This is a genomic window from Burkholderia sp. AU16741 (genome assembly GCF_002223345.1).
GTDB classification, from domain to species: Bacteria; Pseudomonadota; Gammaproteobacteria; order Burkholderiales; family Burkholderiaceae; genus Burkholderia; species Burkholderia sola.
Window position 1 is genome coordinate 652,920 of sequence record NZ_NKEZ01000005.1, and the last position, 25,447, is coordinate 678,366.

At 65.8% G+C, this 25,447-nt stretch carries 12 protein-coding genes; 5 read left to right on the forward strand and 7 right to left on the reverse strand.

The window, feature by feature from the left end; genetic code table 11:
• Nucleotides 1-19 precede the first annotated feature (19 nt).
• Both CFB89_RS16290 and CFB89_RS16295 read right to left on the reverse strand, forming a co-directional pair.
• Complete coding sequence (locus CFB89_RS16290; protein WP_089468730.1) at nucleotides 20-751, reverse strand: OmpA family protein; 732 nt, start codon at nucleotides 749-751, stop codon at nucleotides 20-22.
• Between the two features lie 151 nt (nucleotides 752-902).
• Nucleotides 903-13,319 carry a YadA-like family protein gene (locus tag CFB89_RS16295; protein ID WP_089468731.1) on the reverse strand — a complete coding sequence of 4,139 codons (12,417 nt, stop codon included), beginning with the start codon at nucleotides 13,317-13,319 and terminating at the stop codon, nucleotides 903-905.
• A 716-nt stretch (nucleotides 13,320-14,035) separates the two neighbouring features.
• Here CFB89_RS16295 and CFB89_RS16305 point away from each other — a divergent pair.
• The 4 genes from CFB89_RS16305 to CFB89_RS16320 all read left to right on the forward strand — a co-directional run bounded on the left by CFB89_RS16305 (nucleotide 14,036) and on the right by CFB89_RS16320 (nucleotide 18,366).
• Nucleotides 14,036-15,181, forward strand: a complete 1,146-nt coding sequence (locus tag CFB89_RS16305) for a homoserine O-acetyltransferase (protein WP_089468732.1) — start codon at nucleotides 14,036-14,038, stop codon at nucleotides 15,179-15,181.
• Entirely contained in the window at nucleotides 15,178-15,786 is a 609-nt protein-coding gene (gene metW / locus CFB89_RS16310; protein WP_006755281.1) for a methionine biosynthesis protein MetW, read from the forward strand. Before CFB89_RS16305 ends, metW begins: the two co-directional genes overlap by 4 nt.
• A 116-nt stretch (nucleotides 15,787-15,902) precedes the next feature.
• A complete protein-coding gene (locus CFB89_RS16315) occupies nucleotides 15,903-17,324 on the forward strand; it encodes an AmpG family muropeptide MFS transporter (RefSeq protein WP_089468733.1) in 1,422 nt (473 codons plus the stop codon).
• Nucleotides 17,314-18,366 carry a M48 family metallopeptidase gene (locus tag CFB89_RS16320; protein ID WP_089468734.1) on the forward strand — a complete coding sequence of 351 codons (1,053 nt, stop codon included), beginning with the start codon at nucleotides 17,314-17,316 and terminating at the stop codon, nucleotides 18,364-18,366. Before CFB89_RS16315 ends, CFB89_RS16320 begins: the two co-directional genes overlap by 11 nt.
• 21 nt (nucleotides 18,367-18,387) lie before the next feature.
• Here CFB89_RS16320 and CFB89_RS16325 read toward each other — a convergent pair whose 3' ends face one another.
• The gene (locus tag CFB89_RS16325) at nucleotides 18,388-19,332 is read right to left on the reverse strand and encodes an AraC family transcriptional regulator (protein ID WP_089468735.1); all 945 of its coding nucleotides are present in this window, start codon (nucleotides 19,330-19,332) and stop codon (nucleotides 18,388-18,390) included.
• A 227-nt stretch (nucleotides 19,333-19,559) separates the two neighbouring features.
• Between CFB89_RS16325 and CFB89_RS16330 the strand changes: the two genes are divergently transcribed.
• Complete coding sequence (locus CFB89_RS16330) at nucleotides 19,560-20,612, forward strand: NAD(P)-dependent alcohol dehydrogenase (RefSeq protein WP_089468736.1); 1,053 nt, start codon at nucleotides 19,560-19,562, stop codon at nucleotides 20,610-20,612.
• An 86-nt stretch (nucleotides 20,613-20,698) separates the two neighbouring features.
• Here the strand turns inward: CFB89_RS16330 and CFB89_RS16335 are convergent, their stop codons facing one another.
• From CFB89_RS16335 to gatA, 4 genes are all read right to left on the reverse strand, one after another.
• Nucleotides 20,699-21,472 (reverse strand): exodeoxyribonuclease III, encoded by a 774-nt coding sequence (locus CFB89_RS16335; RefSeq protein ID WP_089468737.1) that lies wholly within the window; start codon nucleotides 21,470-21,472, stop codon nucleotides 20,699-20,701.
• Nucleotides 21,473-21,513: 41 nt separating this feature from the next.
• The gene (locus tag CFB89_RS16340) at nucleotides 21,514-22,353 is read right to left on the reverse strand and encodes a polyphosphate kinase 2 family protein (protein ID WP_089468738.1); all 840 of its coding nucleotides are present in this window, start codon (nucleotides 22,351-22,353) and stop codon (nucleotides 21,514-21,516) included.
• A 117-nt stretch (nucleotides 22,354-22,470) separates the two neighbouring features.
• Nucleotides 22,471-23,943, reverse strand: coding sequence for an Asp-tRNA(Asn)/Glu-tRNA(Gln) amidotransferase subunit GatB (gatB, locus tag CFB89_RS16345; protein WP_089468739.1), 1,473 nt, complete (start codon nucleotides 23,941-23,943; stop codon nucleotides 22,471-22,473).
• Between the two features lie 2 nt (nucleotides 23,944-23,945).
• Nucleotides 23,946-25,436 carry an Asp-tRNA(Asn)/Glu-tRNA(Gln) amidotransferase subunit GatA gene (gatA, locus tag CFB89_RS16350; RefSeq protein WP_089468740.1) on the reverse strand — a complete coding sequence of 497 codons (1,491 nt, stop codon included), beginning with the start codon at nucleotides 25,434-25,436 and terminating at the stop codon, nucleotides 23,946-23,948.
• Nucleotides 25,437-25,447 lie beyond the last annotated feature (11 nt).

The following is a 25,447-nucleotide window of genomic DNA, read 5'->3' on the forward strand; positions in this document are numbered from 1 at the left end:
AGCCATCGTTCGCCGCTCGTTACCCGGCCTCGAGTTCGATCTCGACGCGCCGGTTCTGCGCACGTCCTTCCGCCGTCGAATTGGTCGCAACCGGCTCTTCCGCCCCCTTGCCGACGGTCGTGACGTGTTCGGCACGCAATCCGCCCGTACGCAGGTACGTGGCAACCGCGCGAGCCCGCGCCTCGGACAGTCGGACGTTATGGGCGTGCGCGCCCTGCGAATCCGTATAGCCCGTGACCGTCACACGGCGAAACCGGGCGTCGCGATTCATGTCCAGGAAGCGATTGAGCTCCTGGCGGGCACTCGGGGTCAGCACTGCGCTGTCGAACGCGAAGTTCGCACTGCCTTGCAGCAGCACCTGGCGCTGCGCGATCGGCGCGGCGACCGCCTGCGGCTGCTCGACCGGTTGCGGTTGCGCGGCGACAGGCGGCTGGACGGGTGCTTGAGGCGGCACGCCGCACAGGAACGTCAGTTCGCGCGGATCGCCCATCGCGGCGCCGCGACGCACGCGATCGACCGTTTGCAGCGGCGTGACCGGCTTGCCGGCGCAGAACTTCTGCGCGGCTGCCTCGCACGATTTCGTGCTGGAGACGAGCCCCTCGCAGGTCACGCGAAAGACCGGCGCCGGCTGATCGGACGCCTTGATCGCCCGGACGGTATAGGTCGGGCCCGATTGCGTCGTGCATGCGCTCAGCACGACGACGAATGCGCCGAGCAGACCCCGACGGACGAAGTGTTGTGGTTTATTCATGATGATTCGGTCCGCTCGAGGCGGACTCCTGGAAATTGACGGATGGAAATGAAGCTGGTCGTGTGGCGTGGTGCGTGGCGTGGCGGACGACAAGCGCCCGCTCGGCCACGCACGGGGTGACGGCGCGGGCCGAACGGCCCGCGTTGCCGCTTTACCACTGATACGACGCACCTGCACCGAAGGTGTTGCCGCCGCTGCTGAGGCTGACGCCGGCACGCATCTTCAGGTTTTCCGTGATGCGCGCTTCACCGCCCATCGCAACCGCCTGATAGCCCTTGTACGACGCACCGGCCACACCGAACGACAAGGTCTTGCCCGGATCGACACCCGGAATCATCGTCAACGCCGTGGCTGCCGCGATACCCGAGTAGGCATTGCGCGCCATGTCATTGATCTGACCTTGCATCCCGCCGATCGCCCGGTCGAGCTGCCCCTTGTTGACGGCATCGGTTTTCTTGATGCCGTCCGCGACATTGACGAGCCGGCGCTCGTGGCCGTCCGAGCCGATCGACACGGTGTTGGCTTCGGTTGCCTTCGACCCGCTGCCCAGCGCAACCGAGTTGGTCGCGCTGGACGACACGGTCGCACCGTGGCCGAGCGCCGTGCCGTCGTCCGCTTGCACCTTCGAGCCGGCGCCGATTGCCGTGCCGTTGTTCTTGGCATCGGCGATCTGCGACCCGGAGCCGACAGCGATGTTGCCGTTGCCGGTGCCCGGCTTCGCGGCGACGACTTCGCCGCTATCCTTGCCGCTGCCGCCCGTGCCGCTGATCAGGTCGTTGCCGTTCTTGCCGGAACCGCCGTTGTTGTCGTCACCGGGCTTGGTTGCCACGGTCAGACGTTCGTCGATATCGTTGACGCGCCCTTCCAGCTTCGAGAACTGGCCGTAGTTCACGGCGTCGTACTGGGTCTTGCCGTCCGCGACATTCGTCAGCACCACCGGCCCCGTCGACAAGCCGTTGCCAAGCGTCACCTTGCCCCAATTCACGGTGCCGTCGCCGTTCTTGTCGTACGCGACCGCGCCGACCAGCTTCGTGGCTTCACCGAGATTGTTCTGGATCTGCGTGACCCGGGTGTCGATGTTCGTCAGCGCGTCGCCTGCATTGTGGAAAGTTTTGTCATCCACTTTGTAGGTCGGCGCAACGATCTCGCCGGTGGCCTCGTCGATCTTGGCACCGCCGCCGAGTGCATCGGTCACGCCACTCAACTGGCTGACGTTCACCGCATCCGTCTTGGCCGTACCCGCCGCCACGTTATGCAGTGCGACCGGTGCTGCGGCACCCTTGCCGCCGAGCGTCACCGAGCCGTAGTTCGTGGTGCCGTCGTCGTTCTTGTCGTACACGACCGCCGATTGCAGCTTGCCGTCTTCACCGACCAGGCCGGCCGAGCGCAACTGCCGCACGTTGACCGCATCGGTTTCGTCGGTACCGTCCGCGACGTTCTTCAGCTTGACCGGCGCCGCCGCACCCACGCCACCGAGCGTGATGGAGGTGTGGTTGTCGTCGTCGTACTGAACCGCGTTCTTGACGCCCTGAGCCAGCGTCTCGATTTGCTTCGCGCTCTCGTTCATACGCTCGTCGACATGCGTGAACGCATCGCCGACGTTGTCGTACGTGTCCTTGAACCCGTCCGCCCCGGTCAATTCATACGTCGGCGCCGAAATATCGCCGGTCACCGGATCGAACTTGGCGCCACCGCCGAGACTGTCCGCGATGCTGGACAACGCGAAATTCATCTGGCCACCGTTGACTGCCTCGGTGCTGTCCAGCGCCAGCGAGCCGTCCGCGACGTTGCGAATCACCGTGCCCTTCGCGCCCGCCAACGTCACCGATGCCTTGGTGGCGTCGTCATAGGCGACCGCGTTCGGGTCCGTGCCGTTGCCGGAACCGCCGTCACGTTGCTCGAGCGCCTTGATGGCATCGCCGACCGACGCGTAATCCTTGCCGTCGACCGTATACACCGGCGTGGTGATCTTGCCGTCCGCGTCGATGCCCAGGCCGCCACCGATTGCATCGGTCACGCCCTTCAGCTGCGACACGTTGACCGCGTCCGTCGATGCCTTGCCGTTTGCAATGTTATGCAATGCGACAGGGATACCGGCGTTCGTGCCCCCGAACGTCACCGACGCGAAGTTCGTGGTGCCGTCGGCGTGCGTGTCATAAGTCACGGCCGAGAGCGACTTGCCGCTCTCGCCGATCAGGCCCGACGACTTCAGCTGCGCCACGTTCACCGCGTCCATGTCGGCCGTACCGGCCTTCACGTTCGACAGCGTCGTGCCGCTCTGGCCGCCCAGCGTCGCCGTGTCCTTGCTCACGCTGTCGTACGCCATCGCCAGCGGGTTCATGCCGCCTTCCACGTCGCGGATTGCGTCCGTCAGTTGATCGACGTTCACCGCGTCGGTGCCAGCCTTACCCTTGGCCACGTTCGACAATGTCACCGGATCCGCCGACTTCCCGCCGCCCAGCGACACCGAGCCGTAGTTCGTCGTGCCATCCAGGTTACGGTCGTACGTCACCGCGGCAATCGACTTGCCGTCGTCACCGATCAAGCCCGACGACTTCAGCTGCGACACGTTCACCGCGTCCGTGTCGGCCTTGCCCGCCGCCACGTTCGACAGAACCGTGCCGCCTTCGCCCGCCAGCTTCACCGACTTGTAGTTCGGCGTGCCGTCCGCGTTCTTCTCGTACGTCACTGCGGCAACCGACTTGCCGTCCTCGCCGATCAGGCCGGACGACTTGAGCTGCGACACGTTCACCGCGTCCATGTCGGCCTTGCCCGCCGCCACGTTCGACAACGTCGTACCGTTCTGGCCGGCCAGCGTCACCGAGTCCTTCTGCGCACCGTCATAGGCGACCGCATTCGGATCCGTGCCGTTACCGCCATCGCTGCCACTCTTCGCCGCAGCCTGCAGCGCGTCGTTGACGTTGTGGTACTCCTTGCCGTCGATCGTGTACGTCGGCGCGGTCACGTCGCCGTTCGCGTCGAAGCCCGTACCGCCGCCGACCACGTCCGCGAGACCCTTGAGCTGTGCGAGGTTCACCGCGTCGGTGTTCTGCGTGCCCTTCGCCACGTGGATGATCTGACGCTCGGCGCCTGCCGAGCCGATCGACAGCGCATTCGCACGATCCGCGAGCGAGCCGGCACCCAGCGCGATGCTGTTCGACTGAGTCGCCTTCGCGTTCGCGCCGAGCGCGACGGCGTCAGCCACGTTCTTGGCCACGTTCGCGTTCGTGCCGATGGCGATGCCGTTCACACTCCCGCTCAGCGTCGTCGCCTTGTCGCCCAGGGCAATCGAGCTCTTGCCAACGGCCATCACGCCGTTGTTACCGACCGCCACCGCGTTTTCCGCATTGGCCTTCGCGTGGGAACCGATGGCGAGCGCACCGGCGCCGTTCGTCGTGACCATGCTGCCCATCGCGACCGAGAACGGTTGATCGACCCCCGTCTGCGCAAAGCTGCCGAGCGCAACCGAGCTCGCCGAAAGGGCGCCCGCCTGCAGACCGATCGCGACCGCATCGAGCCCGCCCGCGGCGCTCCCTACGCCGATGGCCGCGGCCGTTCCGAGCGTCGGATCCGCACCGCCAATCGATGCCACGTTCGGCATGGTGCCGTCCGCACCCATCCCTTCGATCGCAACGAAGGTGCCTGGCTTCGATTCGACGTCACGCGTCATCCGCAGCATCTTCTGATCGATGTTCGTATTGGCGGTTTTCATCGCATCGGTCAGCTGCTGCATCGTGACGGCATCCGTTGCGTCAATGCCATCGGCGAGGTGGACGATTCGGCGCTGCTGACTCGTGTCGCCGACCGCCACGGTGAAGTCCTCGTCGGCGACCGAGTTCGCACCGATTGCAACCGAATGGTCGCCGGTCGCGCGCGAACCCGAACCCAAAGCCAGCGTAAAAGGCTTGCTTGCAAACGCGCTCGAACCGATCGCGACAGATTCATTGCCGTTCGCAACTGCCTTGAGACCTGCCGACTTGACCTTGATGTACTTGAGATCGATCGCGCCGTTGGTGAGCCTGTCATACATATCGTCCAACTGGTCGACGTTGACGGCATCGGTGCCGGCCACACCGGCCGCCACGTTCGACAGCGTCACCGGGCCCGTCGACTTCCCGCCGCCCAGCGTCACCGAACCATAGTTCGGCGTGCCGTCCGCGTTCTTGTCGTACGTCACCGCGGCGATCGACTTGCCGTCTTCGCCGATCAGGCCCGACGACTTCAACTGCGACACGTTCACTGCGTCCAGGTCGGCCTTGCCTGCGGCAACGTTCGACAGGATCGTGCCCGTCTTGCCACCGGCCAGCGTCACCTTGTCCTTCGACGTGCTGTCGTACACCACCGCCAGCGATTCACCCGTCGTGCCGTCGATGACGCCGCCGTCCTTCAGCGCGTCATTCAGCTTGCCCAGGCTCTCGTTCGTCGCGAACAGTTGCGAGCCGTTCACCGCGTCCGTGCTCGTCGCCGACAGTTCGCCAGCCTTCACGTTCGTCAGCGTCGTGCCGCCTTCGCCGGCCAGCGTGGCCGACTTGTAGTTCGTCGTGCCGTCCGTGTTCTTGTCGTACGTGATCGCGGCCAGCGACTTGCCGTCCTCGCCGATCAGGCCCGACGACTTCAGTTGCGACACGTTCACCGCATCCTTGTCGGCCTTGCCATCCGCCACGTTCGACAGAACCGTGCCGCCTGCACCGGCCAGCTTCACCGACTTGTAGTTCGGCGTGCCGTCCGCGTTCTTGTCATACGTCACCGCGGCGGCCGACTTGCCGTCCTCGCCGATCAAGCCCGCCGACCTCAGTTGCGACACGTTCACCGCATCCGTGTCGGCCTTGCCTGCCTTCACGTTCGACAGCGTCGTGCCGCCTTCGCCCGCCAGCTTCACCGACTTGTAGTTCGGTGTGCCGTCCGCGTTCTTGTCGTACGTGACCGCGGCCAGCGACTTGCCGTCGTCACCGATCAGGCCCGTCGATTTCAGTTGCGATACGTTCACCGCGTCCTTGTCGGCCTTGCCATCCGCCACGTTCGACAGAATCGTGCCGCCTTCGCCCGCCAGCGTGGCCGATTTGTAGTTCGGCGTACCGTCTGCCTTCTTGTCGTATGTCACCGCGGCGACCGACTTGCCGTCGTCGCCGATCAGACCCGACGACTTCAGCTGCGACACGTTCACCGCGTCCTCATCGGCCTTGCCTGCCTTCACGTTCGACAGCGTCGTACCGCCTTCGCCCGCCAGCTTCACGGACTTGTAGTTCGGCGTACCGTCCGCATTCTTCTCGTACGTGACCGCGGCAACCGACTTGCCGTCGTCACCGATCAAGCCCGACGACTTCAACTGCGACACGTTCACCGCGTCCTTGTCGGCCTTGCCGTCCGCCACGTTCGACAGGATCGTGCCGCCTTCGCCCGCCAGCGTCGCCGACTTGTAGTTCGGCGTACCGTCTGCCTTCTTGTCGTACGTCACCGCAGCCAACGACTTGCCGTCGTCGCCAATCAGACCCGACGACTTCAGTTGCGACACGTTCACCGCGTCCGCATCGGCCGTACCGGCCTTCACGTTCGACAGCTTCGTGCCGCCTTCGCCCGCCAGCGTGGCCGACTTGTAGTTCGGCGTGCCGTCCGCGTTCTTGTCGTACGTCACCGCGGCCAGCGTCTTGCCATCCTCGCCGATCAAGCCGGACGACTTCAGTTGCGACACGTTCACTGCGTCCATGTCTGCCGTACCGGCCTTCACGTTCGACAGCTTCGTGCCGCCTTCGCCCGCCAGCGTCGCCGACTTATAGTTCGGCGTGCCATCCGCATTCTTGTCGTACGTCACCGCGGCCAGCGTCTTGCCATCCTCGCCGATCAAGCCGGACGACTTCAGTTGCGACACGTTCACTGCGTCCATGTCTGCCGTACCGGCCTTCACGTTCGACAGCTTCGTGCCGCCTTCGCCCGCCAGCGTGGCAGACTTGTAGTTCGGCGTGCCGTCCGCGTTCTTGTCGTACGTCACCGCAGCACGCGTCTTGCCGTCTTCGCCGATCAGCCCCGACGACTTCAGTTGCGACACATTCACTGCATCCATGTCGGCCGTACCGGCCTTCACGTTCGACAGCTTCGTACCGCCTTCGCCCGCCAGCGTGGCCGACTTGTAGTTCGGCGTGCCGTCCGCATTCTTGTCGTACGTCATCGCAGCCAGCGTCTTGCCGTCTTCGCCGATCAGACCCGACGACTTCAACTGCGACACATTCACTGCGTCCAGGTCGGCCTTGCCCGCCTTCACGTTCGAGAGCGTCGTACCACCTTCGCCGGCCAGTGTCACCTTGTCCTTCGACGCACTGTCGTAGGCTACCGACAGCGGATTCAGGCCGCCTTCCACGTCGCGAATGGCGTCCGTCAGCTGATCGACGTTCACCGCGTCCGTGCCGACCTTACCCTTTGCCACGTTCGACAGCACCGTGCCGCCTTCACCTGCAAGCGTCACCGACTTGTAGTTCGGCGTGCCGTCCGCGTTCTTGCCGTACGTCACCGCTGCAATCGACTTGCCGTCCTCGCCGATCAGCCCCGACGACTTCAACTGCGACACGTTCACCGCGTCCTTGTCGGCCTTGCCTGCCGCAACGTTCGACAGGATCGTGCCCGTCTTGCCGCCGGCCAGCGTCACCTTGTCCTTCGACGTGCTGTCGTACACCACCGCCAGCGATTCGCCCGTCGTGCCGTCGATGACGCCACCGTCCTTCAACGCGTCGTTCAGCTTGCCCAGGCTCTCGTTCGTCGCGAACAGTTGCGAGCCGTTCACCGCGTCCGTGCTCGTCGCCGACAGCGCACCGGCCTTCACGTTCGTCAGCGTCGTGCCGCCTTCGCCTGCCAGCGTCGCCGACTTGTAGTTCGGCGTGCCGTCCGTGTTCTTGTCGTACGTGATCGCGGCAATCGACTTGCCGTCGTCACCGATCAGGCCCGACGACTTCAGTTGCGACACGTTCACCGCGTCCGTGTCGGCCTTGCCGGCCGCAACGTTCGACAGCGTCGTGCCTCCCGCGCCCGCCAGCTTCACCGACTTGTAGTTCGGCGTGCCGTCCGCGTTCTTGTCGTACGTCACCGCGGCACGCGTGTCGCCATCACCATCCACCAGGCCGGTGTTCGTGAACTGGTTGTTGATGTTCGTGATGTCTGCCGTGTTGTTCGCCACACGGTTGTCGAGATTCTCCAGTGCATCACCGACCGTGTGATGCTCGACCTTCTTCGAGCTATCCGAAGGATCGGTCAGGCTGTACGTCGGCGCCTTCACCTTGCCGCTCTCGTCCACCGTCGAGCCACCGCCCAACGCGTCCGCCACGCTCTTCGCCGTGCCGTACAGTTGCGAACCGTTGACCGCGTCCTTGCTGTCCACGCTCACCTTGCCCGCATTCACGTTCGTCAGCGTCGTGCCCTTCTCACCGGCCAGCGTCACCTTGTCCTTCGCCACGGTGTCGTACGACACCGACAGCGGGTTCATGCCGCCTTCCACATCGCTGATCGCCTTCGTCAGCTGATCGACGTTCACCGCGTCCGTGCCGGCCGTACCCGCGGCAACGTTCGACAGCACCGTGCCGCCTTCGCCCGCCAGCGTCACCGACTTGTAGTTCGGCGTGCCGTCCGCGTTCTTGCCGTACGTCACCGCGGCGATCGACTTGCCGTCTTCGCCAATCAGCCCCGACGACTTCAGCTGCGACACGTTCACCGCGTCCAGGTCGGCCGTACCGGCCTTCACGTTCGACAGGATCGTGCCCGTCTTACCGCCGGCCAGCGTCACCTTGTCCTTCGACGTGCTGTCGTACACCACCGCCAGCGATTCACCGGTCGTACCGTCGATGACACCGCCGTCCTTCAACGCGTCGTTCAGCTTGCCCAGGCTTTCGTTCGTCGCGAACAGTTGCGAGCCGTTCACCGCGTCCGTGCTCGTCGCCGACAGTTCGCCAGCCTTCACGTTCGTCAGCGTCGTGCCGCCTTCGCCGGCCAGCGTCGCCGACTTGTAGTTTGTCGCGCCGTCCGTGTTCTTGTCGTACGTGATCGCGGCCAGCGACTTTCCGTCCTCGCCGATCAGGCCCGACGACTTCAGTTGCGACACGTTCACCGCATCCTTGTCGGCCTTGCCATCCGCCACGTTCGACAGAACCGTGCCGCCTGCACCGGCCAGCTTCACCGACTTGTAGTTCGGCGTGCCGTCCGCGTTCTTGTCGTACGTCACCGCGGCAATCGACTTGCCATCGTCACCGATCAGACCCGACGACTTCAGTTGCGACACGTTCACCGCGTCCAGGTCGGCCTTGCCGGCCGCAACGTTCGACAGGATCGTGCCCGTCTTGCCGCCGGCCAGCGTCACCTTGTCCTTCGACGTGCTGTCGTACACCACCGCCAGCGATTCACCCGTCGTGCCGTCGATGACGCCACCATCCTTCAGCGCGTCCTTCAGGCCGCCCAGGCTCTCGTTCGTCGCGAACAGTTGCGAGCCGTTCACTGCGTCCGTGCTCGTCGCCGACAGCGCACCGGCCTTCACGTTCGTCAGCGTCGTGCCACCTTCGCCTGCCAGCGTCGCCGACTTGTAGTTCGGCGTGCCGTCCGTGTTCTTGTCGTACGTAATCGCGGCAATCGACTTGCCGTCCTCGCCGATCAGGCCCGACGACTTCAGCTGCGACACGTTCACTGCATCCAGATCGGCCTTGCCCGCCGCAACGTTCGACAGGGTCGTGCCCGTCTTGCCGGCCAGCGTCACCTTGTCCTTCGCCACGGTGTCGTACGACACCGACAGCGGGTTCATGCCGCCTTCCACGTCGCTGATCGCCTTCGTCAGCTGATCGACGTTCACCGCATCCGTGCCGGCCGTACCCGCGGCAACGTTCGACAGCACCGTGCCGCCTTCGCCCGCCAGCTTCACCGACTTGTAGTTCGGCGTGCCGTCCGCGTTCTTGCCGTACGTCACCGCGGCAATCGACTTGCCGTCCTCGCCGATCAGCCCCGACGACTTCAGCTGCGACACGTTCACTGCATCCATGTCGGCCGTACCGGCCTTCACGTTCGACAGGATCGTGCCCGTCTTGCCGCCGGCCAGCGTCACCTTGTCCTTCGACGTGCTGTCGTACACCACCGCCAGCGATTCACCCGTCGTGCCGTCGATGACGCCACCGTCCTTCAACGCGTCGTCCAGCTTGCCTAGGTTCTCGTTCGTCGCGAACAGTTGCGAGCCGTTCACCGCGTCCGTGCTCGTCGCCGACAGCGCACCGGCCTTCACGTTCGTCAGCGTCGTGCCACCTTCGCCCGCCAGCTTCACCGACTTGTAGTTCGGCGTGCCGTCCGCGTTCTTCTCGTACGTGACCGCTGCGATCGACTTGCCGTCTTCGCCGATCAGCCCCGACGACTTCAACTGCGACACGTTCACCGCGTCCAGGTCGGCCTTGCCGGCCGCAACATTCGACAGGATCGTGCCCGTCTTGCCGCCGGCCAGCGTCACCTTGTCCTTCGACGTGCTGTCGTACACCACCGCCAGCGATTCGCCCGTCGTGCCGTCGATGACGCCACCGTCCTTCAACGCGTCGTTCAGCTTGCCCAGGCTCTCGTTCGTCGCGAACAGTTGCGAGCCGTTCACCGCGTCCGTGCTCGTCGCCGACAGTTCGCCGGCCTTCACGTTCGTCAGCGTCGTGCCAGTCTTGCCCGCGAGCGTCACCTTGTCCTTCGTATCGGTGTCGTACGCGACCGCGTTCGGATCCGAGCCGCCGCTGTTCTTCGCCATGGCGTCCAGCGCATCGCCGACATTGTTGTACGTCGTGTCACCGACCTTGTACGTCGGTGCCTTGATGGTGCCATCCGTATCGACGAGCGCGCCGCCGCCGAGCGCGTTGGTCACGCCCGTCAACTGGCTTACGTTCACCGCGTCGTTGTTTTTCGTGCCCTTCGCGACATTGACGATCTGGCGCTGCATCGAGTTCGACCCGACGGAAAGCGCATTGCCGCGATCGGCGACGGAATTGGCGCCGAGCGCAACGCCGCCGTTATTGCCCGACGCCACGCTTGCGTTGGCACCCAACGCCATGGCGTTGGTTACGTTTTGGGCGATCTTCGCAGACGTGCCGAGCGCCACACTGTTCGTGCTGCCGCCCAGCGTCGTCGCCTTGTCGCCCATGGCAATCGAGCTCTTGCCGATGGCCATCGCGCCGTTGTTACCGACCGCCACCGCGTTTTCCCCGTTGGCCTTCACGTGGGAACCGATGGCCAGCGCACCCGCGCCGTTCGTCGTGACCATGCTGCCGATCGCGACCGAGAACGGTTGTTCGACGCCCGTCTGCGCAATGCTGCCGAGCGCGACCGAACCCTCAGAAAGGGCAGCAGCCTGCAGGCCGATCGCGACCGTATCGAGCCCGCCCGCAGCGCTCCCTACACCGATGGCCGCAGCCGTTCCCAGCGTCGGATCAGCGCCGTTGATCGATGCCACGTTCGGCATGGTGCCGTCCGCACCCATCCCTTCGATTGCCACGAAGGTGCCCGGCTTCGATTCGACGTCACGCGTCATCCGCATCATGCGCGTGTTGGTCGTTTGCATCGCATCGGTCAACTGCTTCATCGTGACGGCATCGGTTTCGTCGACACCATCGCTGACGTTGACGATCCGGCGCGTCGCCGCGGTGTCACCGACCGACACGGTATTGGCGCCGGACGCGACCGAGTTGATCCCGATCGCGACGGAGTTCCTGCCCGACGCCCGGGCACCCGAACCGATCGCCAGCGTATCGGCGTTCGTCGCCATCGCCTGCGAGCCGATCGCCACGCTGTTCTTGCCCAGCGCATTGGCCTGCATGCCCGTGGCATTGACCTTGATGTACTTCATGTCCAGCGTGCCGTCGCCGAGATCCTTCTTGATCTCGTCCCTGACGTCGCTCATGCCGCTTTGAAGCTGAGCGACGTTGACGGCATCGGTCGCGGCCGTGCCCGTCGCGACGTTCTTCAGCGCGACCGGCTTCGTCGCAGTCGTGCCGCCCAGCGTCACGCTCGACTTGTTCGTGCCGTCATAGTGCACGGCGTTCGGATCCTCGCCGCCGGCACCGGCCGACGAGGCTACGGCCTGCAGCGCATCGCCGACGTTGTTGTAGGTCTTGTCGCCGACCTTGTAGGTCGGCTTCGAAAGGGTGCCGTCCGTATTGACGGTCGTCTGGCCACCGAGTGCGGACGCGACGCTCGACGACACGTCGTACAGTTGGCCGCCGTTCACGGCGTCCTTGCTGGCCGACTCGACCTTGCCGGCCTTCACGTTCGTCACGACCGTGCCGCCCGTGCCGCCCAGTGCGACGGCGCTCTTCGTGGCATCTTTGTAGACAACCGCGAGCGACTCACCGGTCGACGGATCGATCAGCCCGCTGTCGTTCAGCGATTGCTCGACCTTGGTCACGCGGTTGTTGGTCGCGAACAGTTGCGCGCCGTTGACGGCGTCCGTGCTGTTCGCCGACAGCGTGGCCGAGCGCACGTTGGTGAGCTTGACCGCGGGCGCGCCCGTATCGCCGAGGGTCACCGAAGCCTTCGCGTCGGTGTCGTACTCGACCGCGTTCGCCGCCCCGCCACCCGACTTGGAGGCGGCCAGCAGCGCATCGCCGACGTTGTCGTAGGTCTTGTTGTCGATCGTGTAGGTCGGCTTCTTGATGTTCCCGGTGGTGTCGACGCCGGCGTTGCCGCCCAGCGCGTCGGTCACGCCCTTGAGCTGCGCGACGTTGACGGCGTCGGTCGCCTGCGTGCCGCGGCCGACGTTGACGATCTGACGCTCGAAGCCGGCCGTACCGACCGATACCGTCTGATCCCGGTCGGCTTCCGAGTACGAGCCGAGTGCGAGGGATTCGGCACCGCGCGCCGCCGCGCTCTGACCGATCGCGATCGCGTTTTCCGCGGCAGCCGCGGCCTGCGAGCCGATCGCCATCGTGCCCTGGCGCGTCGCCATCGACGAATCGCCGATCGCCAGCGCGGACTCCCCGGTCGCCTTTGCCTTCCGGCCGAGTGCGTAGGCGCCCCAACCGGTCGCCTGCGAGTCGTTGCCCAGCGCGATCGACGACTTGCCGCTCGCGTTCGCGCCCGCCCCCAGCGCGATCGCCCCTTCTTCGCCCAGTGCCGCCGCATTCGCGCCGAACGCGACGTTGTTGCCCGACGCCGTCGCCGCATTGCCGATCGCCACCGCGCCGCCGAGGCCCGTCGCCGACGGGCGCGTGCTCGCCTTGGCGCCGATCGCGATCGAATTCTGGCCCATCGCCGATGCGTTGTCCGAGCCGTCGCCCTTCGCGTCGACCTTCACGTATGCGCTGTTGTCGGTCACGACGGCCCGCGTGTTGGGCGCGCCCCGCTTGAGGTTCTCCGGATTCTCGAGCTTCACTTCCGTCAGCGGAACGCGATCGTCGGTCGACGGATCTGCCGCGTCGACCTCGTCCGCGTACGCGGACCCCATGGAAGCAACGACGAGCGCGGCGGCGGCCGCGATCTTCGATTTCGCGGAGCGCGACGATTTCGAGCGCCCTCTGGCAATTTCCGATGCCGCGCACCAGGTGCTGGTCGATGCGTTCCACACGACACGATACGACTTGTTCATACGAACGTTTTCCTTTGGTAAACCTCTCCACGATGCGCATCGGTCCTGTACAGCGATATCGATACGACGACTCGGCGAGAGCGATGACAAATAAGCTCAACGCTTACGGCTTTCCGGAAAGAAATGCGAAACGTGCGTGCGGAGAAATCCCCGCGCGGGGGTGGAGGATCATGCCGACAAGGCCGCCGAATCACGCGTTTCAACCGGATAGTGAAAGCTGGTTGGAACTCTATGGGCGGGCACCCATCTCGAAAACGGGACTGTTACTAAATCAGTCCGCATGAAACTAGAACTCGTACTATTTATTTTTGATGTCCATGAATTTTTACAAGATTTGAAGGATTCAGCGCGTCATGCTGCCGACTGAATAATTTGATATTTTTTGTATTGAAAATCGGAGCATCCGGTCTTGCGGAACGCGAATCAGGCACGACCGCACGCGTCGATACCGGGCACGATCGGGCCCCTCCGATCGCGCACGCGCCCGCCGGGAAAAATCCGCTATACTTTGCCGACTTGCCGCCCGCTTGGCGGCAGGTCGGAAGCGCGCCGATTTGCTGACTCGATTGCGGGCGCGCGAACCGGCCGGGGTCTTTGCGTCATGCGTCGTTCCCCGGCGGTTCACTACAAATGCGGCTAAAGAGGTCGTCAGCCGCGCACCTTCGCCTCCGCGCCTCGCCGACACCGTTTAGCCGCCCAGTCATAAGGCGGAACGAATGGAATCGATCGGCATCGTCGCTCCACAGACCATGCACTTCGCCGAACCGCTGCGCTTGCAAAGCGGCAGCGTGCTCGGCAACTATCAGCTCGTCGTCGAGACGTACGGCGAGCTCAACGCCGCGCGCTCGAACGCGGTGCTCGTGTGCCACGCGCTGAACGCGTCGCACCACGTCGCCGGCGTCTACGCGGACGATCCGCGCAGCACCGGCTGGTGGGACAACATGGTCGGCCCGGGCAAGCCGCTCGACACCAACCGCTTCTTCGTGATCGGCGTGAACAACCTCGGCTCGTGCTTCGGCTCGACCGGCCCGATGAGCATCGATCCGTCGACCGGCAAGCCGTACGGCGCGAAGTTCCCGGTCGTGACCGTCGAGGATTGGGTGCACGCGCAGGCGCGCGTCGCCGACGCGTTCGGCATCGAGCGCTTCGCCGCGGTGATGGGCGGCAGCCTCGGCGGCATGCAGGCGCTCGCATGGAGCCTGATGTATCCGGAACGCGTCGCGCACTGTATCGACATCGCGTCGACGCCGAAGCTGTCCGCGCAGAACATCGCGTTCAACGAGGTCGCGCGCTCGGCGATCCTGTCCGATCCCGATTTCCACGGCGGCGACTACTACGCGCACGGCGTGAAACCCAAGCGCGGCCTGCGCGTCGCGCGGATGATCGGCCACATCACGTACCTGTCCGACGACGACATGGCCGAGAAATTCGGCCGCGCACTGCGCCGCGCGGACGGCGCGCTCGACGCGTACAACTTCAGCTTCGACGTCGAATTCGAGGTCGAGTCGTACCTGCGCTACCAGGGCGACAAGTTCGCCGACTACTTCGACGCGAACACCTACCTGCTGATCACCCGCGCGCTCGACTACTTCGATCCGGCGAAGGCATTCGACGGCAACCTGACGGCCGCGCTCGCGCACACGCAGGCGAAGTACCTGATCGCGAGCTTCTCGACCGACTGGCGTTTCGCGCCGGCGCGTTCGCGCGAGATCGTGAAGGCGCTGCTCGACAACAAGCGCACGGTCAGCTATGCAGAAATCGATGCGCCGCACGGTCACGATGCATTCCTGCTCGACGACGCGCGCTATCACAACCTGATCCGCGCGTATTACGAACGAATCGCCAACGAGGTGGGAGCATGAACCAGCAAGCGCTGAATTCCCTGTCCGCGCGCGCGGACTTCCGTACGATCGCGCGCTGGGTCGAGCCGCGCTCGACCGTGCTCGACCTCGGCTGCGGCGACGGCTCGCTGCTCGCGCTGCTGATGGAGGAGCTGGACGTCACCGGCTACGGGATCGAACTGAACGACGCGGGCGTGCTCGCGAGCGCGAAGAACGGCATCAACGTGATCCAGCAGAACCTCGAGGACGGCCTGCGCCTGTTCGAGGATCACAGCTTCGACATCGCGATCCTGTCGCAAACCCTGCAAACGATCCACCAGACGGCCGCGATCCTGCGCGAAACGGCGCGCGTCGGCCGCGAGTGCATCGTGTCGTTCCCGAACTTCGGCTACTGGCCGCACCGGCTGTCGGTGCTGAACGGCCGGATGCCGGTGTCGAAGTCGCTGCCTTACCAGTGGCACAACACGCCGAACGTGCGGGTGCTGACGATCGAGGATTTCGAGGCACTGGCGCCCGAAGTGGGCGTCACGATTCTCGACCGCGTCGTGCTGCACGAAGGCCAGCCGATTCGATGGGGAGCGAACTGGCGTGGTAGTCTTGCTGTCTATCGCGTCAAGCGCAGCTGAGCCGGGGAGCCGTTGACGGAAGATCCGGCCCGCCCGCGCGCGCCGCCGCCCCTGCAGCGCCGTGCGCGCCGCCTGCGCTGCCGCCGCCATCAGTCAACGCTACCCAGTTCCAGTCCATGTCGAAAACGCCACACGAGGCGCCCGCACTCAACGCTCACGAGGATCACCCCGGCTGGCGCGCCTATCTGAACACGCACATGCTGATCTGCGTGTTCCTGGGCTTCACGTCGGGGCTGCCGCTCTTCACGCTCGTCTACCTCGTGCAGGCATGGCTGCGCTCCGAGGGCGTGAACCTGAAGGAAATCGGCCTGTTCGCGCTGATCCAGTTCCCGTATACGTGGAAGTTCCTGTGGGCGCCGCTGATGGACCGCTACATCCCGCGCCTGCCCGGCTGGCGGCCGGGCCGCCGGCGCGGCTGGCTGCTGCTCACGCAGTTGCTGGTCGCCGGCGCGATCGCCGCGCTCGGCTTCGTGTCGCCGCGCGACTCGATCTGGACGGTCGCCGCGCTCACGACGCTCGTCGCGTTCTTCGGCGCGAGCGCCGACATCGTGATAGACGCATACCGCCGCGAGCTGCTGCGCGACACCGAGCAGGGCCTCGGCAACGCGGTGCACGTGAACGCGTACAAGCTCGCCGCGTTGATCCCCGGTTCGCTCGCGCTGATCCTGTCGGATCACCTGCCGTGGAACGCCGTGTTCGCGATCACCGGCGCGTTCATGCTGCCGGGCATCCTGATGACGCTCGTCGTGCGCGAGCCGGAAGTGGTCGGTGCGCCGCCGCGCAACCTGCGCGACGCGATCGTGCTGCCGTTCCGCGAATTCATCCAGCGCGACGGTTGGGCCGGCGCGCTGCTCGTCATCGCGTTCATCTTCCTGTTCAAGATCGGCGACACGATGGCCACCACGCTGTCGACGTCGTTCTTCCTCGACATCGGCTTCTCGCGCACCGAGATCGGCATCGTCGCGAAAACCACCGCGCTCGTCGCGAGCGTCGCCGGCGGCATCATCGGCGGCATCTGGCTCGTGAAGATTGGGATCGGCCGCGGCCTGTGGATCTTCGGCGCGCTGCAGATGGTGTCGACGCTCGGCTTCGCGTGGCTCGCGCAGCTAGGCCCCGGCTCGCCGGTGCTCGCGATGCTTTACGACTTCACGGTCGCGGCCAGCCACGCGCTCGCGTCGTTCATGTCGGTGTTCGGTATCGAGATCACGCCCAAACTGAGCCCGATGACGGTCGCGCTCGCGATCGTCTACGGCTTCGAAACCTTCACGACCGGCCTGACGATGGCCGCGTTCGTCGCGTATATCGCGAGCACGACCGACCCGCGCTATACGGCCACGCAGTTCGCGCTGTTCACGAGCCTCGCGTCGGTGCCGCGCACGCTCGCGTCGGCCGCGAGCGGCTTCGTCGTCGCGAAGATCGGCTGGTACGACTATTTCATCGTATGTACCGTGCTCGCGATTCCCGGCATGCTGCTGTTGTTCAGGATCGCGCCGTGGAACGGCGCCACGCGCAACGGCGAGGCGAGCCGTGCGCGGTAACCGCCCGCATCGTCTCGCACACGCGGCGGCGGCGTTGGGCGTCGGCGCCGCGGTGCTCGCCGCGACGAGCACGTACGCGGCCGACACCGGCACGACCGCGGCGGGCTCCAACCCGGCCGCCGCGCAGGCCGCGCCGCCCGCCGCTGCAACCTCTGCCGCGCCCGTCCCGCCGTCCGCCGCCGAAGGCGCGCAGCCGACCGGCGCCGCGGTGCCGGCGAAGGCCTATACGCCGACGCCGCAGCAAGTGCGCTACGGCAACGCGATCGCGTTCCGCACGCTGATCCCGTCGCCGCTGCTCGAACAACTGACCGCGAACGAATACGCGCAGATCGTGCAGACGGCCGCCGACAGCAACCGCCTGCTGAGCGCGAACCAGCCGCGCGTGAAGCGCCTGCGCGCGATCGTCGCGAAGCTCGCGCCGTATTCGGTGAAATGGAACGACCGCGTGAAAAGCTGGGCGTGGGACGTGAATGCGATCCGCTCGCGCGACATCCGCCTGACCTGCCTGCCCGGCGGCAAGGTGCTCGTGTACGGCGGCATGCTCGACCGCGTACGCCTGAACGACGACGAGTTCGGCGTGCTGCTCGCGCACGGCATCGCGCATGCGCTGCGCGAACACGCGCGCAGCAACTTCAGCACGGCCTCGCAAACGTCGCTGCGCGCGGCCGCGCTGCCGCCGCTGTTCGGCGTCGGCGATCCGCTGCCGCAGGCGCTGAACCTCGGCGAGCGCCTGCAGTCGCTCCACTACGATCCGACCGACGAGACCGAAGCCGACGTGATCGGCGGCGACATCGCCGCCCGCGCGGGCTTCGACCCGCGCGCGGCGATCACGCTGTGGGACAAACTCGCGGCCGCGACGCGCGCGAACAAGGCGTCGGGCTTCATCTACACGCATCCGTACAGCACCGCGCGCCGCCAGGATCTGCTGAACCGGCTGCCGGACCTGATGCCGCTGTACGCGAAGGCAACGGGCAAGCGCGTCGAATCGCTGCCGGACTACGCGGGCATCAGCGCGCAGCGGCGCAAGATCGTGCGGCGCTGAGCCGCCGCGCAACGCCGCACGCTACGCGTGCGCGTCGGCCATCGCCGGGCGCAGCCCGCTGTCACGCATCGAGCGCACTTCATCGGCGGGGCTGCGGCCGAACAGCCGTTTGAACTCGCGGCTGAACTGCGACGCGCTCGCATAGCCGACCCGTGCGGCCGCCGCGCCGGCCCCCAGCCCGTCGCGCACCATCATCAGCCGCGCCTGGTGCAGCCGCGCGGCCTTCACGTACTGCATCGGCGACGTCGCCGTCACGTGCTTGAACTGCGCGTGGAACACCGCGAGGCTCATCCCGGCTTCGCGGGCGAGCGTCTCGACGTCAAGATCGGCCTTCAGCTCCGCATGGATGCGCCGCAACGCCTTCGCGATGCGGCCGAAATGATGCTGCTGCACGAGCGCCGCGCGCATCGCGTCGCCCTGCTCGCCGGTCAGCACGCGATACGCGATCTCGCGCATGATCGCCGGCCCCAGCACGCGCGTGTCGTACGGCGACGCGAGCGCTTCGAGCAGCCGCACGACCGCATCGGCCAGCGGCGCATCGAGCGGCGTCGAATAGACGCCGAGCGGCTCGCTGACCGCCGCGCCGAGCGTCTCGTCGAGCAGGATCGCGAGCTCGGCGATCACCGCCAGATCGACGCGGATCGAGATCGCGAGAAACGGCTCCTCCATGCTCGCGAACGTCTCGCATTCGAACGGCAGCGGCACCGAGAGCACCAGATACTGCTGCGCGTCGTAGACGAACGAACGGTCGCCGAGATAGCCGAGCTTGCGCCCCTGGCACACGACGATGATGCTCGGCTCGTACAGCACGGGCATGCGCGGCGCGGGACGGCTGACGCGAAAAAAGCGCACGCCGTCGAGCGCCGCGAGCGTGTCGCCCTCGTTCGGCGCGAGGCGCGTGTGCAGCTCGATCATGCGCCGCCGCACGTGGTCGCCCGAGTCGGCAAAAAGGGGCTGGAAGCTCATCTGCGTGGTCCTGTCCGGCAAGAGAATCTGGCTGGCAATTTAGCACCTTGAACGTGTTTTTACGGGCGTTCGCGCGCAATTCGAGAGGAATAGGCAAACCTTCAAGACCTTCATGTATTTCGCCGCGGCGCCGCGCTCCTTACGATGAGGTCCTGTCTCGCCGCATCGCCACATGGTGCGGCGGTAGTCCGTTTCACCGGACGTTTTCCGGACAAGGAGCCCATTGCATGAGCACAACCTATGCCTACGCGGCGACCGATTCGCAGTCGCCGCTCGCCCCGTTCGAATTCCAGCGTCGCGCGCTGCGCGACCTCGACGTCCAGATCGACGTCCTCTACTGCGGCGTCTGCCACTCGGATCTTCACCAGGCGCGCAACGAATGGCGCAACACGGTCTACCCGGTCGTGCCGGGCCATGAAATCGTCGGCCGCGTGACCGCGACCGGCCCGCAGGTGTCGCGCTTCAAGGTCGGCGAGCTGGTCGGCGTCGGCTGCCTCGTCGATTCGTGCCGCACCTGCGCGAGCTGCGCCGAGGGCCTCGAGCAATACTGCGAGAACGGCTTCGTCGGCACCTACAACGGCCAGGATCGCGTGACGGGCGACATCACGTACGGCGGCTATTCGACGCAGCTCGTCGTCGACGAGGCGTTCGTGCTGCGCGTGCCGGACACGCTCGACCCGGCCGGCGCCGCGCCGCTCCTGTGCGCGGGAATCACGACCTACTCGCCGCTGCGGCAGTGGAACGTCGGCCCCGGCAAGAAGGTCGGCATCGTCGGGCTCGGCGGCCTCGGCCACATGGGCGTGAAGCTGGCGCACGCGATGGGCGCGCACGTCGTGCTGTTCACGACGTCGCCGTCGAAGATCGAGGACGGCAAGCGGCTCGGCGCGCATGAAGTCGTGATCTCGAAGGACGAAGCGCAGATGAACGCGCACCTGAACAGCTTCGACTTCATCCTGAACACGGTCGCCGCGCAGCACGACCTGAACCCGTTCCTGAACCTGCTGAAGCGCGACGGCACGATGACGCTCGTCGGCGCGCCGGAGCACGACCACCCGTCGCCGCAGGTGTTCAACCTGATCTTCAAGCGCCGCCGCCTCGCGGGCTCGCTGATCGGCGGGATCGCGGAAACGCAGGAAATGCTCGATTTCTGCGCGGAGCACGGGATCACGTCCGATATCGAAACGATTCCGATGCAGCAGATCAACGCCGCTTACGAACGGATGCTGAAGAGCGACGTGAAGTACCGGTTCGTGGTGGATATGGCGTCGCTGAAGCAGTAAGCGCGGCATCAAACGAAACGGGCCGCATGTTGGACATGCGGCCCGTTTTGCATTCGGCGGCTACGCGCACCGCGTAGCGCCGGCCATCACTTCGCGTAGTCGTAATCGATCGTCAGCGGCGCGTGATCGCTGAACTTGATGTCCTTGAAGATCGACGTGCTTTTCGCGGTGCCGGCCACGCCCGGGGTCGCGATCTGGTAATCGATCCGCCACCCGACGTTCTTCGCGTACGCCTGGCCGCGGTTGCTCCACCACGTGTACTGCTCGGGGCGCTGATCGAGCGTGCGGAACACGTCGACGTAGCCGACGTCGTCGAACAGCTTCGTGAGCCATTCGCGCTCTTCCGGCAGGCAGCCCGAGTTCTTCTGGTTGCTCTTCCAGTTCTTGATGTCGATTTCCTTGTGGACGATGTTCACGTCGCCGCACAGGATCACCTCGCGCTTCTTCTTCAGCGCGGCGAGGTGCGGCATGAATTCGGCCATGAAGCGGTACTTCGCCTGCTGGCGCTCCTCGCCGCTGGAACCGGACGGCACGTACACCGACACGACCGACAGCTTGCCGTAGCGCGCCTCGACGTAGCGCCCTTCGGGATCGAATTCGCTGCTGCCGAAGCCGATGATCACGTCGTCGGGCTCGCGGCGGCTGTACACGCCCGCGCCGCTGTAGCCCTTCTTCTCGGCGTGGTGGAAATAGCTCTTGAAGCCGTGCGGCTCGACGAATTCGGCCGGCAGGTCGTCGGCCGACACCTTGATTTCCTGCACGCACACGCAATCGGCGTTCTGTTCGCCGAGCCAGTCGAAGAAGCCCTTCTTCGCGGCGGAGCGGATGCCGTTCAGGTTGGCGGTAATCACTCGCATCATGTCGGGTTCCGTTCAGTTCGATGTTTTTACAGGGTCGCAGCTTAACGGATCTTCACGCCTTCGAGCTCGGGCTTCGGCGGCGGGAATTCCAGCTTCATGTCGGTCATCGTGCGCAGCAGCAGCTCGGCGATCATCACGTTGCGATGCGTCTTCGAATTCGCGGGGATCACGTACCACGGCGCATGCTCGGCCGACGTCGCGGCGAGCGCGTCGCGGTATGCGGACTGGTAGGCGTCCCAGTGCTTGCGCGCGTCGAGATCGGAGATGTCGAATTTCCAGTGTTTGGTCGGGTCGTCGATACGCGCCTGCAGCCGCGCGCGCTGCTCGTCCTTCGAGATGTGCAGGAAGCACTTGACGATGGTCGTGCCGTTCTCGAACAGCATCGTCTCGAAATCGCGGATCTGCCGGTAGCGGCGCTCGCATTCCTTGTCGTCGATCGCGCCGAGCACGCGCGGCACGAGGACGTCTTCGTAGTGGCTGCGGTTGAAGATCGCGAGTTCGCCGGCCGCCGGCACCTGCGCATGCACGCGCCACAGGAAGTCGTGCGCGGCCTCGATCGGCGTCGGCGCCTTGAACGGCACGATGCGCAGGCCGAGCGGATCGACCTCGCGAAACACCGCGCGCACGGTGCCGTCCTTGCCGCTGGTGTCCATCCCCTGCAGCACGAGCAGCACGCGCTTCTTCTGCTGCGTGTGCAGGCGCTCCTGCTGGACGTCGAGCTCGGTCGACACGGCCGACAGCCGTTCGCGGTCGGCTTCCTTCGAGCCGGACGAAAACGGCTTCGCGGCCGGGTCGAACGCGTCGAGCTTGAATGCGGCGGTTTCCTTCTCGCGCGTGCTGTAGGGCACGCGGAAATCGTCGAGCGACGGTTGTTTCGCCATTCGTTCCTCCGTTGGACGGTGCGATGCATACGATAACGCATCCACCAAACGCGACGGGCCGCCCGAACTGGTTCGGAGCGGCCCGTCGTCAAGCGCGGTTCAGGCGCGCACGCATGCTCAGCCGAGCTTCTTCTTCAGCAGCTCGTTGACCTGCTGCGGATTGGCCTTGCCCTTGGTCGCCTTCATCGCCTGGCCGATCAGCGCGTTGAACGCCTTTTCCTTGCCCGCGCGGAATTCCTCGACCGATTTCGCGTTCGCCGCGAGCACCTCGTCGATGATCGCTTCCAGCGCGCCGGTGTCGGAGATCTGCTTCAGGCCCTTCGCGTCGATGATGCGGTCGGCCGCACCTTCGTCGGTCGCCTTCTCGTCCCAGATCGTCGCGAAGATTTCCTTCGCGATCTTGTTCGAGATCGTGCCGTCGGCGATGCGCTGCAGCAACAGCGCGAGCTGCGCGGCCGACACCGGAATCGCGTCGATCTCGATGCCGTCGCGGTTCAGTTGCGACGACACGTCGCCCATCAGCCAGTTCGCGACGATCTTCGCGTTCGCCGCGCCGGCCTTCGCGACCACCGACTCGAAGTACGCGGCCATCGCCTTGCTCGACGTCAGCACGCCCGCGTCGTACGCGGACACGCCGTACTCGTCGACGAAGCGCTGCTGCATCGCGGCCGGCAGCTCGGGCATGCCCGACTGCACGCGCTCGATCCAGTCCCGGCCGATCACGAGCGGCATCAGGTCGGGATCGGGGAAGTAGCGGTAATCGTGCGCGTCTTCCTTGCTGCGCATCGAGCGCGTCTCGCGCTTGTCCGGGTCGTACAGGCGCGTTTCCTGCACGACCTCGCCACCGTCCTCGATCAGCTCGATCTGACGACGCACTTCGTAGTTGATCGCTTCCTCGAGAAACCGGAACGAGTTCAGGTTCTTGATTTCCGCGCGCGTGCCGAACTTCTCCTGGCCGACCGGTCGCACCGACACGTTCGCGTCGCAGCGGAACGAGCCTTCCTGCATGTTGCCGTCGCAGATGCCGAGCCACACGACGAGCGCGTGCAGCGCCTTCGCATAGGCCACGGCCTCGGCCGCGCTGCGCATTTCCGGCTCGGTGACGATTTCGAGCAGCGGCGTGCCCGCGCGGTTCAGGTCGATCCCGGTCATCCCGGCGAAGTCTTCATGCAGCGACTTGCCCGCGTCTTCCTCGAGGTGCGCGCGGGTCAGGTTGACGGTCTTCTCGTACGCGGCCTTGCCGGCCTTCTCGTTGGCCGGCACCTGGATCGTGATCTGGCCGCCCTGCACGACCGGAATCTCGTACTGGCTGATCTGATAGCCCTTCGGCAGATCGGGGTAGAAATAATTCTTGCGCGCGAAGATGCTGCGCGGCGCGATGGTCGAGCCGATCGCGAGGCCGAAGCGGATCGCCCGCTCGACCGCGCCGCGGTTCAGCACCGGCAGCACGCCCGGCAGCGCCAGGTCGACCGGGCACGCCTGTGTGTTCGGCTCCGCGCCGAACTGCGTCGACGCGCCCGAGAAAATCTTCGAGACGGTCGACAGTTGCGCGTGCGTCTCGAGACCGATGACGACTTCCCATTGAGTCATGCTTATACCCCCGCCGGAACTTGCTTGTGCCAGTCGGTCGCGCGCTGGAACGCGTCGGCGACCTGCAGCATCCGGGCTTCGTTGAAATAGTTGCCGATGATCTGCAGGCCGACCGGGCGCTTCGCGTTCGCGCCCGCGCCGAAGCCGCACGGCACGCTCATGCCGGGCAGGCCCGCGAGGCTCACCGACAGCGTGTAGATATCCGCGAGATACATCTGCACCGGATCGTCGCCCTTCGCGCCGAGATCCCATGCGACCGTCGGCGACGCCGGGCCCATGATCACGTCGCAGGACTTGAACGCTTCCTGGAAATCATTCGCGATGATGCGGCGGATCTTCTGCGCCTGCAGGTAGTACGCGTCGTAGTAGCCGTGCGACAGCACGTAGGTGCCGACGAGAATCCGGCGCTTTACTTCAGGCCCGAAGCCTTCGGCGCGCGACTTCTTGTACATGTCGAGCAGGTCGCCGTACTGCGCGGCGCGGTGGCCGAAGCGCACGCCGTCGAAACGCGACAGGTTCGACGACGCTTCCGCCGGCGCGATCACGTAGTACACGGGGATCGACAGCTCCGTCTTCGGCAGCGACACCGGCACGAGCGTCGCGCCGAGCGCTTCGTATTGCTTGAGCGCCGCGTCGATCGACGCGCGCACGTCGTCGGCGAGGCCCGCGCCGAAATACTCGTTCGGCAAGCCGATGCGCAGGCCCGCGAGCGGCTTGCCCGCATCGTTGCCGGCCGCCCACGGCTGGCCGAGGTGGCGCGTGAAGTCTTCATCGTCGCGCTCCAGGCTCGTCGAATCGCGCTCGTCGAAGCCGGCCATCGCGTTCAGCAGCAGCGCGCAGTCGGACGCGCTCTGCGCCATCGGGCCGCCCTGGTCGAGCGACGACGCGAACGCGATCATCCCGTAGCGCGACACGCGGCCGTAGGTCGGCTTGATGCCCGTCACGCCCGCGAACGACGCGGGCTGGCGGATCGAGCCGCCGGTGTCGGTGCCGGTCGCGGCCGGCGCGAGGCGCGCGGCGACGGCCGCCGAGCTGCCGCCCGAGCTGCCGCCCGGCACCGCGTTCGTGTCCCACGGGTTCTTCACCGCGCCGAACGCCGAATTCTCGTTGGACGAGCCCATCGCGAACTCGTCCATGTTGGTCTTGCCGAGCGTGACCATGCCGGCCGCCTGCAGGCGGGCGACGACGGTCGCGTCGAACGGGCTCTCGTAGTTCGCGAGCATCTTCGAGCCGGCGGTCGAGCGCCAGCCGCGCGTGACGAAGACGTCCTTGTGCGCGATCGGCAGGCCGGTCAGCGCGCCGCCCGCGCCGCGCGCGAGTTCGGCGTCGGCGGCTTTCGCCTGCGCGAGGGTGAGGTCGGCGTCGACTTGAACGAACGCGTTCAGGTCGCGCGCGGCGTCGATCCGTTTCAGGTAGTGCTGCGCGAGCTCGACGGCCGAGCATTCCTTGGCGGCGAGCGCGGCGCGCAGTTCGGTCAGGCTTTTTGCGTGCATTGAGTGGTTTT

What these genes read in the sequence shown, in the direction of transcription:
- CFB89_RS16290 (WP_089468730.1), bottom strand. Translation starts at nt 751, where the DNA reads ATGAATAAACCACAACACTTCGTCCGTCGGGGTCTGCTCGGCGCATTC.
- CFB89_RS16295 (WP_089468731.1), bottom strand. Translation starts at nt 13,319, where the DNA reads ATGAACAAGTCGTATCGTGTCGTGTGGAACGCATCGACCAGCACCTGG.
- CFB89_RS16305 (WP_089468732.1), top strand. Translation starts at nt 14,036, where the DNA reads ATGGAATCGATCGGCATCGTCGCTCCACAGACCATGCACTTCGCCGAA.
- metW (WP_006755281.1), top strand. Translation starts at nt 15,178, where the DNA reads ATGAACCAGCAAGCGCTGAATTCCCTGTCCGCGCGCGCGGACTTCCGT.
- CFB89_RS16315 (WP_089468733.1), top strand. Translation starts at nt 15,903, where the DNA reads ATGTCGAAAACGCCACACGAGGCGCCCGCACTCAACGCTCACGAGGAT.
- CFB89_RS16325 (WP_089468735.1), bottom strand. Translation starts at nt 19,332, where the DNA reads ATGAGCTTCCAGCCCCTTTTTGCCGACTCGGGCGACCACGTGCGGCGG.
- CFB89_RS16330 (WP_089468736.1), top strand. Translation starts at nt 19,560, where the DNA reads ATGAGCACAACCTATGCCTACGCGGCGACCGATTCGCAGTCGCCGCTC.
- CFB89_RS16335 (WP_089468737.1), bottom strand. Translation starts at nt 21,472, where the DNA reads ATGATGCGAGTGATTACCGCCAACCTGAACGGCATCCGCTCCGCCGCG.
- CFB89_RS16340 (WP_089468738.1), bottom strand. Translation starts at nt 22,353, where the DNA reads ATGGCGAAACAACCGTCGCTCGACGATTTCCGCGTGCCCTACAGCACG.
- gatB (WP_089468739.1), bottom strand. Translation starts at nt 23,943, where the DNA reads ATGACTCAATGGGAAGTCGTCATCGGTCTCGAGACGCACGCGCAACTG.
- gatA (WP_089468740.1), bottom strand. Translation starts at nt 25,436, where the DNA reads ATGCACGCAAAAAGCCTGACCGAACTGCGCGCCGCGCTCGCCGCCAAG.